We start from the raw sequence: 15,615 nt of genomic DNA, 5'->3' as shown, positions 1-15,615 counted from the left end.
TAGACTAATTACAGGGGAGATATTAGATGGATAAAAAAGAGAATCCGAACGATTGGCCTGTATGGGCGAATGAGTCAGTAGAGATAGTTAGTGCAAATCCTGATTGGCAAGATAAAGGCCGATGTGAAGAACAGCAACTATATGAACTGCTTGCTCCTCTCGGTATAAGCAAAGTAATACATATAGGAAGTACATCCATACCTGATTTACCTGCAAAACCTATCATTGATCTAATGGCTGAAATAGACTCATTTGAAAGAGTACTAGATATTTCAGCTACATTGGCCATATATAATTGGCATTATGTAAGTCCAGAATTAGATGAAAGACCTTGGAGAAGGTTCTTTGTGAAAGTTAAGAATAATAGGCGTGTAGCTCACCTGCATTTGATGGTTAAAGGAACTGAGCGATGGGAGCAACAACTTTTGTTTCGCAACCACTTACGAGAAAATCCACAATTAGTTTATGAGTATTCAAATCTTAAACAAGATTTAGCTAAAAAATTTAAACAAGATAGAGAAGCATACACAAAAGCTAAAACAGAATTTATTAAACAAGTTCTAAAATGATACAACCTTGGATTGTAACTATGTTTGAATACAAAAGAAAAAACAAACTTTATTTTATAACTTAAACTTACATGAAAGGCATGTAAACAAAGTGATAGACTGCGATATTTTAATGTATTTCCTTTTATTTATTAGGATAAATTATATATAATTGAATCAAGTTCATATAAGGATAGGCAATTACAGGGGATAAGGCGAAAATATGTTAAAAAACGCAAAAAGGGGACAAGAAATATAATGAATGAAGTACTAGAACTAAAAGAAGAACTACTACAAATTAAAAATAACAATTATGCTGTACCAGAAGATGTGGATGCATATCCATATGCGCAGTGGATGTTAGATTATATCGGATCACCTGATGCTGAATTACGTGATGATTTAATTTATAGTACGCTTCACACATGGATTACAAATGATGTATTTAGACAAAAAGAATTACGAGGATTAATGCTGCAAGCAATTAGCCCTGATTATTTATTTTATAAAATTGGTGAAAAGGGAACAGACTCTGTTTTTAAACGTGCATTCTCCGTATTAATTCCACCACTTATTTTATCTGTTCATGAAAGAGAACCGTTGTTATCGGAAGAACAATTGTACAGTGTGGCAGAACAAGTGTTGGAATATGTATATTTAGAAGAAGATGTAAGGGGCTACGTAGAAGGAAAAGGCTGGGCACACTCTACTGCACATGCAGCAGATGCGCTCGACGCTTTAGCACGTACAATCCAAAATCGTGAGTTCTCATATGCAATACTAGCTGCCGTTCGTCAGAAGGTACGCTTACATGACTACGTATACATTCACTTTGAGGATGAGAGATTAGTAGCACCAATTATGTCGTTACGTAACCAAAATCTTTTAACTGAAGAAGAGTGGAGCAACTGGTTACATAGTATAGCAACTGTTGAAGACATCCGACATCCGCAGCATGCTATTTTAGTACAAAATATTAGAGCTTTCTTAAGAAGTTTATATTTTAGAGTTTTAGAGACAGAGGGTAGCACATCCTTTACAGATGATATATTGGAGACTTTGAAAGGGTTGCGTAGGTATTAAAAATACGTTTTTCTAAGAGAAAAGTACATAAAACCACTACCTCCCAACCATACTAATAAAATGTGTTGGAGGTGAGTTTTATGGACAAAAAAGACTTTGAAAAAGGGTATAATGATTATTTACATCAAGGAGACGAACGAGCTCAATTTGAAATAGGCCATGAAGTCAATTCAGGAGCAGAACAAATTGTTGCTGTTCGTAAAAATGATGATGGAGATTTAATAGCGTTTAAAACAAGTAGCGGGAGAGAGTTAGATTATATGACTGCTCTTAATGAAGCAAAATCAGGGAAGTTAGCTCATGTGGACGTATTTCATAAGTATGGCAGAGATATTATACGTAGTGAACCGGATGGAATAAAAGAAAATAACTTAGATAATTTACCTTCATTTTAAACGGGTAAACCTCAAGAAGAGAATGTACATTACGATATTCTCTTCTTTGTTTTGCGAAGTTTTCCTAGCAAATAGACGATTCATTTTTAAAGTGAGATCATACTTTTAAAGAGTGCTCTAAATTTCTCTTTATCTTCTGCTGTAAATGGTTTCGGTCCCTTTGTACGTTTACCACTTTTTCGAACCATTGCACTTAAATATCGTGTTTGTAACAATTGTTCAATGTTATCATTCGTATACTTATAGCCTTTATGGTGTAGAACGATACAGCCTTTTGCTAAAGCGAGCGAAGCAAGACCGTAATCTTGTGTTACGATTAAATCTTCTTTTTTTGCTAACTGCATAATTCGGTAATCTGCAGCATCTGCTCCAGAATCAACATAAATTGTTTCGACACCTTTTGGCTGCTCTGCATTAGAATAATGTGAAAAACTAGTAACGAGGGTAACAGGAATTTCCACATTCGTAGCCTCAAAAATAATCACATCTTTTACAGGACAAGCATCTGCATCAACGTAAATCTTCATTTTATCACTCCTATAAATAGGTTCGAGTTGATAATAATGGTAGATTTAGGTTTTGTCAAACGAGAAAGCTTTATTTAAAGTTATTTTCACATACCAAAATAGCCTGGCGTAAACGAGAAATACCTTCCGCAATTTGATCAATATCCACTTTTCCATAAGATAAACGTATATAACCATCTTTCGCACCGAAAATACTACCTGGCATAAAAGCAATTTCTTGTTTTAAACTTTGCATAATGAGTTGTTTTTCGTTTATAGGTTCTTTTAATTTCCCCCAAATGTATATACCACCAGTAGGGTTTGAAAAAGAGATTTTATCATGAAGTTGCTCGTTTAGGGCACGAACGATAACGTCTCTTTTTTCTGCTAATTGTTTTCGTAACGGTACGATATGAGACTGAAATGGTACGGTTTCGAAAAATTGCTGCATAAGCCACTGCGGGAAAATACTCATTCCTAATTCCATTTGGTGCCGTGCGTCTGACAATCGCTCTACGACAGACTGTGGGGCGACAAGCCAACCGACTCGTAATCCTGGCGCAATCATTTTTGATAAAGAATGTACATAAATGACAGTTCCGTTTTCATCTATTGATTTCAAAGTAGGACAAGGTTGTTTCTTTTCTAGCGTCAGCAAACTAGAGGGATCATCTTCAACGATTGCAATTCGTAAATCTGCGCAAAGTGATAATAGTTTTTTTCTACGGTTTGGATGAAGCATCGTCCCCGTAGGATTTTGGAAGTTTGGATTTAAAAAGATCATTTTAATACGGTGTTTTCTATATAACTCCTGTACATCATTTGGATTAATACCATGTTCATCGACAGGTAACGGGAAAATACGAATACCTGCTGATTGGAATAACGGCAAGGAATAACAGTGTGAAGGACTTTCGAAAGCAACGGCATCACCTGGATTTAATAAACATTGCACGATAAGGTGAAGTGCTTGCTGTGCGCCAGATGTAATCATAATGGATTGTTCAGTCGCCTCAACTTTTAAATATTCCTTCATATATTTTACGACCGCTTGTCTTAGCGGGAGATAGCCTTGCGGATGATCGTAACTTAATGAATGCGTTAACGGTTGTTCACGTAAAATCGCTTGTAGTTGATCGTGGGGATAAAGATTACAACCGAGCTCTCCGTTTGCAAAATCAATAATATTTTCATTTTGTTGTACTTCTGCCCGAATATGGCGAAGTAGTGGTAAGTTTGGTAAAAAAGTACCACCTTCTACGAAATTTCTCCAGTTCGGCGTTAATGTTGGAGAAACACCCCACATATGTGTACTCACTCGTGTTCCTTTACCAGTCGTACTCTCTACAATTCCCATAGCACGTAGTTCATTATAAGCAGTCGTTACTGTACTTCTGTTTACATTTAACTGCGTAGCTAATTTCCGTTCTGAAGGGAGGAAGCTTCCTGGAGGAAGTTCTCCATATGTAATACGTTTTTCAATAAAGTCAACAACTTGCTGATAAATAGGGATTTTACTGTCACTATCTAGTTTCCATTCCATAAAAAACGCCTCCGTATCTCTTATATACATCAAGTATAGCAAATTGGCTGGGTAAAAAAACAGCCAATTGGACGGTGTTATATCCAGCCAATTTTACTATGCTAAATAGGGAAGGGGAGATTCGGATGAAACGATGGCAAATGGAATGGCTCCTAGTATCAGTTGCATTAGTATGGGGAGCAAATTATACAATAGGAAAGTATGGAGTGGCATTTATGTCATCCATTCAATTTAATAGTTTACGATTTTTAGTAGCATCACCGGTATTATTACTTATCACTTTTATGATGGAACGCTCATTACGTATTGAAAGAAAAGATTGGTTACGATTAGTAGCAGTCGGTATTGTTGGTACAACAATGTATCAAACGATGTTTATGCTATCTGTGAAATATACTTCAGCAACAAACGCCTCATTATTAATTGCAATGTCACCTATTTTTACAGGGATATTAGCAGTATTGCACAAACAAGAACGTTTTTCGATGAAAGTACAAATTGGTTCAATAGTGGCCTTTGTTGGTGCAGCATTCGTTTTATTAACAGGGCATACAGGAGGAGCTACTTACGAATATGCGTGGCTCGGAAACATAATTGGATTAGTCGCAGCGATTGCGTGGGGATGGTACCCAATATTAGCGCAACCTCTTATAACAAAATATTCCGCAATGAGAGTCACATCTTGGTCAACTTTAATTGGAATTGTACCTCTCGTTGTATATTGTTTATTCAACGTAAATACATTAACGTGGCCAGTAGACATGCCAAGCTGGGGGTCTCTAGCATATTCAATCGTCTTCGCGACAATCTTCGGACTTGCAATGTGGTATGTCGGTATTAGTAAAATAGGCTCAACGAAAGTAATGGTTTATATGTATCTTGTACCATTGTTCGCAGTTATCTTCGCGGCAGTAACTATCGGAGAGCAAATCAACATGATGCAACTCGTTGGCGGACTTATAATCTTTATCGGTTTATATGTTGTAAAAAAGGGTGGAATTCAAAAGCCAGCTCTCAATTTGAAAAAAGTAAGTTAACAATAAAAAGGATCTCTTTCATATAGAAGGAGATCCTTTTGGTTTTTGTAATAAAAGCGCTTGTTCAACAGCCCATTTTTGATGATCATGAATGAGAAGCTCTACAGCAAGTAAAGGAGACATCCACCGCAAAACATGATCTTCCTCACAGTTTTCAGTTTGTGTCTGCACCATGTTCGCAATATAAAAGAACCCATCGTTTAAATAATAAGTATCTTCTTTTTCCGCATAAAAATATCGCATTGCATTACCGATATATTGATTAATTTCAATTACCCATCCTAATTCCTCTAGTAGTTCACGATGTAAGCATTCATCTTTTGTTTCGGTACCTTCCATACCGCCACCAGGTAAAAAATAACGGTCTCCTTTTTGGATAATAGCAATGTTTGAAGAAGTTGAGTTAAAAATAATTGCATAACAACTAGGCCGTAATACATATTGCTCAGTAGGCTTTTTATAACCAAAAATAAGTTTAGATATCATAAAACACGTCACCTCTCTATAAAATACACAAAAGGAATAATAAGGTAAAAGTAGAATTGTATAAGTATAATCTTACGAGATTGGAGTGATAACAAAATGATAAATCGAAAGTGTTCGCGCTGTAAAGAAATTACAGGTACATTGCACGGTGGTAAAAAAATTAAGGAAGAATTTCTATGTGAGGACTGTTTGCAAAAAGGAATTGCGAGTGGAGAAATCGAATTATCACAAGTGGAAGAAAAACAAACTTCGTATCTTTCTATAAAAATATTAAAAATAATGAGTGTGATTTATTTAATAGGATCTATTTTAATGGCTTTTTCAACTGGTCCATTTATACATAACCTGGGGTTTGATGAAATGTCCATTTCAGGATCAGAATTAGGTTTAATAAGTATTGTTATGCTAGGTTCTATATTTCAGTCAGTTCTCGTATTTTGCGGGATATGGGTATTCATCCTATTAGTAGAAACAGTCATTAAAATTTATGAAAAAATGAAGTGAGTGAGAGGGAGAAACATATGCGAGTAAGAAACATCCAAGGGGAAGATTATGTAAAGATTCATTCTGTTTTAAATGATTGGTGGGGCGGGAGAGACATGGCTGCCATGTTGCCAAAATTGTTCTTCATTCACTTTCAAGAAACGAGTTTTATTATTGAAGAAGAGGGAGAAACGTTAGGTTTCTTATGCGGTTTTTTTTCACAAACATATAAAGATGAAGCATACGTTCATTTTATCGGTGTGAATCCGAAGTATAGAAGAAGAGGAATTGCATCGACATTGTATTCTTATTTCTTTGATATCGCTCGTGCAAATAACCGTAAAGTTGTAAAAGCAATCACGTCACCAGTAAATAAAAAATCAATACAGTTTCATAGGGAGATTGGCTTTCAAATTGAGGCTGGGGATGATGAGATAGAGGGTGTATCGGTACATACAAATTATGATGGGAACGGCGGGAGTAGAGTGTTATTTTTGAAAAATGTGTAAAGAGAGGCTAACGTGTTGTTAGTCTTTTTGTGATGAGGAGATAAAAGTATGGAGAATAAACAAAGTAGAAATGAGTATGTAAGACGCATACATACAGTTCAAGATTATATAGAATCAAACATAGACAGTTTACTATCCATTGAAGAGCTAGCGGATATAGCAGGATTTTCAAAGTTTCATTTTCATCGAATTTTTAAAGGAATAGTAGACGAGCCGTTATCACGATATGTAAATCGATTGAAGTTAGAAAGGGCAACAAACCTTCTTACATATCGATTGGATATGACGATTACGGATATCGCTTACCATTTTGGTTTCACAGATTCAGCAGTTTTCTCCCGTACATTTAAAAATTATTACGGAGTAAGTCCGTCTCAATATCGAAATCACAATAGCAAGAATTGCAAAGACGTAAGGGGAATTCCTCAATACAATGAATGTAAGAAGGTTCGAGGAAATGTTGAAATTGTAACAGCGGACGATATAAACGTCGCATACATAAGACATATCGGTACATATGAAGAGTTAACGCTAGCTTTTCCAAACATGATAGAGAAATTATTTCATTACGCAGCAGAGGAAAACTATCATGTATTTGAGGATACGAAAGTATTAACCATTTACCACGATCATCATGAATTTACTGAGGACTATCATTTAAGAACAAGTCTATGTGTAACAATTTCAGATGAATCCACAGTAGAAACGAACGACGTTGGAATAATGGTAATACCTTCTGGAAAATATGCAGTAGGACATTTTGAAATATTCCAAGATGAATATAAAGGAGCATGGGATTTCTTATACGGTGAATGGCTGCCAAATAGCGGATATAAACCGAGAGACTCGTATCCTTTTGAAGTATATAGAAATGATCCAAAGCAGCATCCAAAGCATAAACATTTAGTTGATATATATGTACCTATCGAACCTTTTTAATTATTGGTTAAAGGGGAAGGAATAATGAAAACTGCTGAAAAGTTAGATCAGATTATAAAAGAAGAATATGAAAATATGAATGGTATGTTAGTAGTGCAGAAAGGTAATGTTATTTTTGAAAAATATTATAACGGTTACGGTCCAGATGATGCATTTCACATAGCGTCAGTCACAAAAACGATAATCTCTGCGCTAATTGGGATATGTATAGATAAGGGCTATATAAAAAGCGTTGATCAAAGAGTAATAGAATTTTTCCCGGAATATAACGTTAATTCATCTGAAGTAACAGTAAGCCATCTTCTAACGATGACAGCTCCACATCCATTCGTAGACTGGCAGGAACCGTTAGAAGAACTATGTACACAACAAGATTGGATACAATATACGTTAAATAGGATAGGAAGCGGCGGAGAAATTGGATCTTTTAAATATTCATCTGCAGGAGCTCATATACTATCAGCGATCATAACGAACGCAACAGGAAAAAATGCGCGTGAATTTGCGAATGAATACTTATTTCAGCCACTGGGCATGAGAGAAATTCCAAACTATAATATGAAAGCATTTGGATTTGATGACTTATTCGGAAAAGATGTGAAAGGATGGGTTCACGATCCAAATGGTATTTCGACGGGCGGCTGGGGACTAACGTTAACGGTTAGAGATATGGCGAAGTTTGCACAGATTTATTTGAATGAAGGTATTCATAATGGAAAACAAATACTATCAAAATCATGGATAAAAGAATCGACAGAAATGAACCAAAATCAATATGGTTATTTATGGTGGTTACGAGAAGGAGAGGGTGTCTATTCGTATTGTGCAATGGGTGATGGTGGGAATATGATTTGTTGTATTCCAGAGAAGGAATTGGTTGTAGTAATTACTTCTGAAGTTATGCCGAATGCACGGGATAGATGGGAGTTAGTTAAAGGATACATACTTCCTTATTTAAAAGATTAATATGGGTATTTTTATGAAAATAAGAATGAAAGGTTTAGTTAAACTTGTTTTGTACTTCATGATAGAAAAAAGTGTGGTGTTAACAAAGTTATGTAACTAAGATTATAAAACTTCAACACCTATACGATTATTAAATAATTGCAAGGTGTTGAAGTACTTTTTAATCTATTAAGGCTGCTTTCAACTAAAAGAAGAAACATCTTTTTTCTTAGCTGTTTAACTATTTTTTAACTTTGTGCAGTATAAGATACATCGTGCCCAGCACAATTGCTAGTAAGGTAAATTTAATTAATTCTATTAGGCTGGCATCCCACTTGTTTTGTACTACATCTGTTAAATAAAATACATTAAACATACCATGTAAAATTGCTGGTGATATTACGGAACCACCATATTCCCTTGTGTACGTCAAAATGATAGATAATATAAATAATAAAGCAAGATAACTTAATATTCCTACAAACCAAAACTCATAGTTTTTATAAAAGATTGCTACTGGAATATGCCATAAAGACCAGAGAAAAGCTATAATAATAGCTGTTTGTTTGAATGAATATTTTTTTCGTAAATAGTAATGAAAATTCCCACGCCATATAATCTCTTCTAATAATGCAGATAAAAATCCGACTGTAAGACCAACGAGCAAGAGAAATCCTAATTCATTCCAATGATGATATAAGAACTTTATATCATCATTATAAAAATAGAAATGGAGACATAGTCCTAGAAGTAGTGGCAATAATATGGAGAAAATTAGTGTTTTTATTTTGGGACGTGAAAATCCAAATGTGTGAACTAAGTTTTGTTTCTTAAATAATTTTTGAAATAAAATAACAGCTAAAAGTGGAACAACCATGGTAAACCCCAAATAATTACGACCATTTTCTATGTTCAGCAAGATGATATATACAAGTGATGTGAGAAAATAAATACATAATGTTGAATGATAAACTATGTGTTTATTAATATTTTTCACCTGCCTAAGTATGTATAAGTGGTTAATCGAATATCCGATATTTTAATTATATATGAAATGGAAATCGACAGAATGAATATTTCTATATTATTGTTTTTAACATAGAAAAAGTGTCGAAATTACATATATTGAACTTGTAGAAAAAATTAAGCTTTCCCCGTAACTTTCCACAACAAAAAATCGTTTAACAAAAGAAAGGATTTTCAATCATGAATGGGGGAGAACTATGAAGATATTAATTCTAGGTGGTACACGATTTTTAGGAAGAGCTTTCGTAGAAGAGGCTTTACAGAGAGGGCATGAAGTTACATTATTTAACCGCGGAACAAATAAAGAAAATTCTCCTGAAGTGGAGCAGCTTATCGGGGACAGAAATGGTGATGTATCCAGTTTAGAAAATCGAAAATGGGATGTTGTCGTGGATACATGTGGGTTTTCTCCACATCACATTAGAAATGTTGGAGAAGTACTTAAAGATAATATTGAACACTATATATTCATCTCAAGCCTTTCCGTATATAAAGATTGGATTCCGCATGACATAAAAGAAGACTATATATTACAACCTGAACCGACGGCTGAGCAAATAAAGACTGTAGAAAATGGTGAAATATCTCCTTATGAGCATTATGGTGCACTGAAAGTATTATGCGAAAAAGAAGCAGAGAAGTATTGGCCGGGGCGTGTTTTACACGTAAGAGCAGGACTTCTTTCAGGAATGTTTGATTATACAGATCGACTTCCATACTGGGTTCAGCGTGTAGCAAAGGGCGGAAAAGTGTTAGTACCAGGAAGAAAAAATCGTCCAGTGCAATTAGTTGACATAAAAGATGTCGCGAGATTTGGACTCGATATGGCAGAACATAATAAAGCAGGAACATTTAATATAACAGGTCCGAATGATGAATTGACGATGGAAGAGCTATTAAATACGTGTAAAAAGGTTACGAATAGCGATGCTGAATTTGTTTGGGTAGACGAATCATTTATGAGTGAACATAATGTGCAGCCTTGGACAGAAATGCCTTTGTGGATTCCAGAAACTTTCCCATTAGATGGTGAGACGAAGCCGTGGAGAGGCGGGTTTTCTATTTGTATCGAAAGTGCGGTTAATGAAGGGCTTACTTTTAGAAGAATAGAAGAGACAGTTACAGATGTGTATGAGTGGATGGAGAGTACGGAAGAATGGGAATTAAAAGCAGGTATTTCAGGGGAAAGAGAAAAGGTGTTATTGGATAAGTGGTATGAAAGAAAGAGAGTTTAAATAAGAATCTTGTGAAAAAAGGACTCTGTTTATTGAATAAACAGAGTCCTAATATAAATCTACCACTCAATTGGTTCTTCTCCGTACATCTCCCATAGCTTAGGAAACATCTTTTTTAAACCTTCCTCATCGTCTTCATCCCAATCTAACTCGATATCAACTTCCTCAAACTCTTTATTTGTTAAGACGTGGTATAGTGTAAAGTATGTATCATCTTCATCCCCAGTCTTCTCCATGTAAACTTCTTGCCCGAAATATAGAGTAAGTTCTTCAATCTCTGGGACGTCATACTCACTCAAGTTTTCTAATACAGGAATTAATCGTTCTGGATTTTCAATACAAGCTTCGTATGTCTCTTTTCCTTGATATAATAACCATCCGCGGAAGTAATCGAAAGTATCATCTGAACAGCCACCCATAATAATATAGGCTGCTGCCCATAAACGGGAGGTATAGGAGTCTTTCAAAAGGCGATGCATATGCGTATCAAAAGCTACAATTTCATGTACTGTACGTTTAGCAAGGTGAGAAGTAAGCCATTCTATTTGTTCTTCTTGGTCCTCACCTTTCGTTTTTGCACGATGAAGTAGTTCCCAAAATTCTTCTTCGGTTATCGTTTTTTCTTTTATGTAATCTTCCCCAGGCAACGGGTCTGTATATCCTTTTTTACGTTTGGAAGCAACTAGTTTATTAGCTTCTTTCATACATTCTTCTTCTGTTTCAAACTCTTTCGCTTTCACACTGCCAGCTGTGCCAATTTTTCCGTAAAACACAACATAGTCTTTTTCTTTCACAACGATTTTCCAAAACTTATTTGATTTCTCAGTTTGCTGGATTAATAACGTTTCCATCCGTACCCCCATAATGTTTTCTAGTGTGCAATGTGATTGTAACATATGTATATACACTTGTAATGATGAAAAATAAGAGTTCGGAAAATTCAAAAACGATTGAATGAAGTGAATAAATTTAGTAACCTTATTTGTACAGTAATTACATAATTGTTTTGTAATAATTCGATATTTATATAAGGGGGCGTTACGGATGGATCTTACGTTTAAAGTTGAGGAAACATGTTTTAATTACCGCGTTGGAGCAATTTGTAAACAGAATAATAAAATACTTATTCTTCAAAACAAAGGGGAAGATTATTGGTATGTACCAGGCGGAAGAGTGAAAATGCTAGAAAATAGTGAAGCTGCGTTAAAACGAGAACTTGCAGAAGAACTAGCTGTTCCTATGAAAGAGAAGAGATTAATATGGACAGTAGAAAATTTCTTTACACTTTCTGAGCGAAAGTTTCATGAGATTAGTTTTTATTATGAAGTAGAGCTACATGAATTACCTGCGAATGGAGCGGATCAATATATTTTGGAAGAAGAGGGTAGAACGTATTTGTTTAAGTGGGTGCCGGTAGAAGAGTTAGATGCATATAGCTTACAGCCTGCATTTATAAAAGAGAAAGTAAAGGATATAGCAGTTCATACAGAACATATCGTTTTACAAAATTAAATGTATTCGGAGGGGAAAAGGGTGAAGGGGACTAAAAAAGAAATACATATAGATGATAAAGTAATTCGTTACACACATATCGAAAAAGGTTCTAGTAGGATTTGCTTTATGTTCTCAGGTTCAGGATACAATTACGATAAACCGTTATTTTATTATGCAACGATGTTAATGCTTGAACATAAAATAGATGTTATACATATTCATTATTCCTTTGATGGACAATTAATGAATAAATCGATGGAAGAAGTAACGAAAGTAATGATGGATGATATTCATCCTATAATGAAAGAAGTATTAAAAGATGAGCAATACAACGAGACTTTGTTTTTAGGGAAATCACTCGGAACAATTCCGATTGCAAATGATTTAATGAAGAGAGAAGAATTCGCGCAGTCAAAAATGATGCTACTTACACCTTTACTGACGTTTGATACAATTTTTGATTCTATCTTACATAGTCGACACGAAGGGCTTTTAGTTATTGGGGATAAAGATCACCAATACAATGCAGATCAAATTGATCAGTTATATAAAACAACTTTAACGATTGATGTTGTTAAAAACGCAAATCATTCTGTAAATGTTGGGGAATATGAAACAAAGAATTCAATTGAAGCGATAGCAAATATAATAGAAAAGCTTAAAGAAGTTGTTAGGAAAAAATAACTTATCAATACATGCAAAAAGAGGTGCGAATTGCACCTCTTTTACTTTTAATAAGCCTTCAACACATGAAGCAAATAATCTTTTCGGTTCAGCGGATTATAATCAACACGTTTTCGAGTAGGGAAGGGAGCCATAAGCTTTGTGAAACCAGCTGGCTTCGTTGTAAATATGCCTTCTCCTTCTGTAAATGAATGTAGTATTCGTTTGAAACTCTCTGTTTTCGCAACAGGTAATGATCCTGTTAACTGATAAGAATTGTAATGGAATATAGGCTCTGCAAAAGTTGCTGGAACGGCAGCGAGTTTATACATTGCAGTACTAATTGCGTGCTCCGGTACAGTTAATTCAAACTCATTTACTGGTTCATATACATATGTTTCAGCTTGCTTTAAAGCATCCATTAATACGATCGGTGTCAAATTTCTAAAGTCACTTGCTGTTGTAACAGGACTAGCATAACCAGTATGTGTTAACGTGACGATAATATCTGTAACTTCCCATCCATATAATCCTTGTTTTAACGTTTGAAATACCGTATCTTCAATCGCTTTATGGAATGCTAAAGGTAGTGATCCGAGTTCAACCCCTAAGTGATATGTTACGCCAGAGTTAAGTTCACCACGTTCAACTTTGAATCCGACTGTTGCGTAAAATGGATTCTCTTTTTCACCCATTACTTCAACAGAATTGCCTAAGCCAATTGGTTTCTCGATACATACAACTCGCGTATTTGAAAAAGTAACTTGCAAATTATATTTCTCATAAAGTGTTGTTTCAATTACTTCTTTTTGTACCTCACCGAAAAGGCGAATGTATAGTTCATTATGAACATCATCTTTCCACACTTTAATAAGTGGATCTTCTTCACATAGCTCCATAAGTGCAGCGTATAAATCATGAATTCTTTCTTTTGATACTGCATCAATGGAAGCTTCCATTTGTGGTTCGGCAAAGTGAATATCTTTTATATAATCCGTACGTTCACCAATAATATCACCAATTTTTATATCATTCAGTCCCCACACTTTGCAAAATTCTCCGCTAGGAACGATAGTAGATTGAACAGCATTTCCGCTATGAAACATACACATTTTTTTAATCTTTTCTTTATGTGGTAGAGACTCATCGCGCTGTATATCAACATATTTTCTAACATGTAAGCTACCTGAAAAAACTCTTATATAAGCAACCTTTTCTCCAGAAGGTTCACGTTCAATTTTAAAAACAACACCGGATAATGGTTCCTCTTGTGCCGATGTAAGAGCTGGCATTAGGGCCGGAAGTTTGTCAAGTAGTTCTGTTACTCCTATACCTGTCATTGCTGAACCGAAAAAGATTGGATACACACTTGCTTGCTGTATTTGCTGTTCTAGTTTTTCTCTTAATAGTGCGTCCGGTATTATTTCGTTATTTACATATGACTCAAGTAATGATTCATTAAATGGTGCTAACAGTTCCATACAATCGTCATATGATTTATATTCAATGATCCGGGCTTCTTTCGCTCCTTCGTTTAGAACAGAGTAGAAGGGGAATGCTTCATTTGAAAGAACCTCTTTTATTTGTTTCATAACTTTTTCAGTGTTTGCTCCACTACGATCAATTTTATTAACGAATAAAATTGTCGGTATGTTTAGTTTCTGTAATGTTCGCATTAAAATTTTTGTTTGTGCTTGCACACCTTCAACGGCAGAGATAACTAAAATCGCACCGTCTAGAACGCGGAATGATCGCTCCACTTCAGCGATAAAATCAGCGTGTCCAGGTGTATCAATGACATTTATTTTTACATCATCAATAAAGAAAGAAACGACAGATGCTTTAATCGTAATTCCGCGTTGTCTTTCTAATTCCATTGAGTCAGTTTGTGTATTACCACTATCTACTCGGCCAATTTCTTTAATCACATTCGTTTCATAAAGAATACGCTCAGTCAAACTCGTCTTGCCAGCGTCTACGTGCGCGACAATCCCTATATTTATTGTTGTCATATATCAATATCCTCATTTCATTTTCCATTTTCATTTCCTCATTTCTATTTGTGTATTGCCGCATTATCAATCACTCTCCAGTTCTTTAAATTAGTATTATTATAGTGCAATTAACATTATTTGTAACGCTACAAAGCGCCTTAATTTGGAAAAAATAAAATGAAAACAAAATGCTTGCATTCTAAATCGATATAGATTATATTAATTGACATATCAACTATTGATACATCAAATGTTTTCGTTTTGATTGTAAAGGAGGGGTAATTTGACAAGTTCATGCTCAAAAGAAGCGATTATTTTATATAAATTACACTTTCTAAATAAAGAAGTAAGTTCGAAATTTGAAGGGTGTACGGGTATGAGCCAGTCTCGATTAGAGCTTATACTTCAGTTATATGAAGTAGGTGAAATTAGTCAAAAAGCACTTCAGCAAGAAGTGAATATTGATAATGCTGCGATAACGAGGCATTTAAAGCAGCTTGAGGCCAATGAGATGATTGTAAGACGTAAAAATCCAGATGATAACAGAATTACGTTAGTTTCTCTTACTGAAGAGGGACGAAATAAAATTCAAGCGTTTCAAGAGGAAAAAGAACGTTTTGCAGCATCTGCATTTAAAGGATTAAGTGAAGAAGAACGCGACAATCTTTTAAATATGTTAAACCACATTCAAGAAAATATAAAAGAATTATAAAAAAGGGAGAATACAAC

At 35.0% G+C, this 15,615-nt stretch carries 18 protein-coding genes; 12 read left to right on the top strand and 6 right to left on the bottom strand.

Going from position 1 to position 15,615, the window contains the following annotated elements:
* Window positions 1-26: 26 nt before the first annotated feature.
* The 3 genes from N2V79_RS14750 to N2V79_RS14740 all read left to right on the top strand — a co-directional run bounded on the left by N2V79_RS14750 (window position 27) and on the right by N2V79_RS14740 (window position 2,026).
* Window positions 27-569: a GrpB family protein gene (locus N2V79_RS14750; protein WP_053564111.1), complete on the top strand. Its 543-nt coding sequence runs from the start codon at window positions 27-29 to the stop codon at window positions 567-569.
* A 237-nt stretch (window positions 570-806) separates the two neighbouring features.
* Window positions 807-1,631: a DUF2785 domain-containing protein gene (locus N2V79_RS14745; RefSeq protein WP_053564112.1), complete on the top strand. Its 825-nt coding sequence runs from the start codon at window positions 807-809 to the stop codon at window positions 1,629-1,631.
* Window positions 1,632-1,711: 80 nt separating this feature from the next.
* On the top strand, window positions 1,712-2,026 hold the full coding sequence (locus N2V79_RS14740; protein ID WP_000358154.1) for a DUF3892 domain-containing protein: 315 nt from the start codon (window positions 1,712-1,714) through the stop codon (window positions 2,024-2,026).
* Between the two features lie 86 nt (window positions 2,027-2,112).
* Here the strand turns inward: N2V79_RS14740 and N2V79_RS14735 are convergent, their stop codons facing one another.
* Complete coding sequence (locus N2V79_RS14735) at window positions 2,113-2,553, bottom strand: YaiI/YqxD family protein (protein ID WP_000708772.1); 441 nt, start codon at window positions 2,551-2,553, stop codon at window positions 2,113-2,115.
* Between the two features lie 70 nt (window positions 2,554-2,623).
* Complete coding sequence (gene pdxR / locus N2V79_RS14730) at window positions 2,624-4,075, bottom strand: MocR-like pyridoxine biosynthesis transcription factor PdxR (RefSeq protein WP_069355842.1); 1,452 nt, start codon at window positions 4,073-4,075, stop codon at window positions 2,624-2,626.
* Window positions 4,076-4,200: 125 nt separating this feature from the next.
* Between pdxR and N2V79_RS14725 the strand changes: the two genes are divergently transcribed.
* Window positions 4,201-5,112, top strand: coding sequence for a DMT family transporter (locus N2V79_RS14725; protein WP_053564117.1), 912 nt, complete (start codon window positions 4,201-4,203; stop codon window positions 5,110-5,112).
* Between the two features lie 18 nt (window positions 5,113-5,130).
* Here the strand turns inward: N2V79_RS14725 and N2V79_RS14720 are convergent, their stop codons facing one another.
* Window positions 5,131-5,598: an NUDIX hydrolase gene (locus N2V79_RS14720; protein ID WP_000623967.1), complete on the bottom strand. Its 468-nt coding sequence runs from the start codon at window positions 5,596-5,598 to the stop codon at window positions 5,131-5,133.
* 96 nt (window positions 5,599-5,694) lie between these two features.
* Here N2V79_RS14720 and N2V79_RS14715 point away from each other — a divergent pair, with 96 nt between their 5' ends.
* From N2V79_RS14715 to N2V79_RS14700, 4 genes are read left to right on the top strand one after another with little or no spacing between them, the layout of a single operon-like run.
* Entirely contained in the window at window positions 5,695-6,102 is a 408-nt protein-coding gene (locus N2V79_RS14715) for a DUF3980 domain-containing protein (protein ID WP_000610492.1), read from the top strand.
* Between the two features lie 17 nt (window positions 6,103-6,119).
* The gene (locus N2V79_RS14710) at window positions 6,120-6,590 is read left to right on the top strand and encodes a GNAT family N-acetyltransferase (RefSeq protein ID WP_069355841.1); all 471 of its coding nucleotides are present in this window, start codon (window positions 6,120-6,122) and stop codon (window positions 6,588-6,590) included.
* Between the two features lie 48 nt (window positions 6,591-6,638).
* Complete coding sequence (locus N2V79_RS14705; protein ID WP_000428682.1) at window positions 6,639-7,529, top strand: AraC family transcriptional regulator; 891 nt, start codon at window positions 6,639-6,641, stop codon at window positions 7,527-7,529.
* Window positions 7,530-7,553: 24 nt separating this feature from the next.
* Window positions 7,554-8,495: a serine hydrolase domain-containing protein gene (locus N2V79_RS14700; protein WP_340719990.1), complete on the top strand. Its 942-nt coding sequence runs from the start codon at window positions 7,554-7,556 to the stop codon at window positions 8,493-8,495.
* A gap of 220 nt (window positions 8,496-8,715) precedes the next feature.
* Here N2V79_RS14700 and N2V79_RS14695 read toward each other — a convergent pair whose 3' ends face one another.
* Entirely contained in the window at window positions 8,716-9,471 is a 756-nt protein-coding gene (locus N2V79_RS14695; RefSeq protein WP_084746152.1) for a CPBP family intramembrane glutamic endopeptidase, read from the bottom strand.
* Between the two features lie 226 nt (window positions 9,472-9,697).
* Between N2V79_RS14695 and N2V79_RS14690 the strand changes: the two genes are divergently transcribed.
* Window positions 9,698-10,735 (top strand): SDR family oxidoreductase, encoded by a 1,038-nt coding sequence (locus tag N2V79_RS14690; RefSeq protein WP_340719989.1) that lies wholly within the window; start codon window positions 9,698-9,700, stop codon window positions 10,733-10,735.
* Between the two features lie 59 nt (window positions 10,736-10,794).
* Here N2V79_RS14690 and N2V79_RS14685 read toward each other — a convergent pair whose 3' ends face one another.
* Window positions 10,795-11,586: a DUF4240 domain-containing protein gene (locus N2V79_RS14685; RefSeq protein ID WP_340719988.1), complete on the bottom strand. Its 792-nt coding sequence runs from the start codon at window positions 11,584-11,586 to the stop codon at window positions 10,795-10,797.
* 193 nt (window positions 11,587-11,779) lie between these two features.
* On the opposite strand from N2V79_RS14685, the gene N2V79_RS14680 reads away from it, so the two are divergent.
* Both N2V79_RS14680 and N2V79_RS14675 read left to right on the top strand, forming a co-directional pair.
* Window positions 11,780-12,247, top strand: coding sequence for an NUDIX hydrolase (locus N2V79_RS14680; RefSeq protein WP_029442679.1), 468 nt, complete (start codon window positions 11,780-11,782; stop codon window positions 12,245-12,247).
* Window positions 12,248-12,913: an alpha/beta hydrolase gene (locus N2V79_RS14675; RefSeq protein ID WP_140155528.1), complete on the top strand. Its 666-nt coding sequence runs from the start codon at window positions 12,248-12,250 to the stop codon at window positions 12,911-12,913.
* A 47-nt stretch (window positions 12,914-12,960) separates the two neighbouring features.
* Here the strand turns inward: N2V79_RS14675 and N2V79_RS14670 are convergent, their stop codons facing one another.
* Window positions 12,961-14,904 (bottom strand): elongation factor G, encoded by a 1,944-nt coding sequence (locus N2V79_RS14670; protein ID WP_000207806.1) that lies wholly within the window; start codon window positions 14,902-14,904, stop codon window positions 12,961-12,963.
* Window positions 14,905-15,169: 265 nt separating this feature from the next.
* Here N2V79_RS14670 and N2V79_RS14665 point away from each other — a divergent pair, with 265 nt between their 5' ends.
* A complete protein-coding gene (locus N2V79_RS14665; protein WP_000204172.1) occupies window positions 15,170-15,598 on the top strand; it encodes a MarR family winged helix-turn-helix transcriptional regulator in 429 nt (142 codons plus the stop codon).
* The last annotated feature ends 17 nt before the right edge of the window (window positions 15,599-15,615 follow it).

The sequence above is a fragment of the Bacillus sp. CH_70 genome (assembly GCF_038007045.1).
GTDB classification, from domain to species: domain Bacteria; phylum Bacillota; class Bacilli; order Bacillales; family Bacillaceae_G; genus Bacillus_A; species Bacillus_A cereus.
Note: the sequence above shows the minus strand (reverse complement) of the source record. Positions and strands in the feature narration are given on the sequence as shown.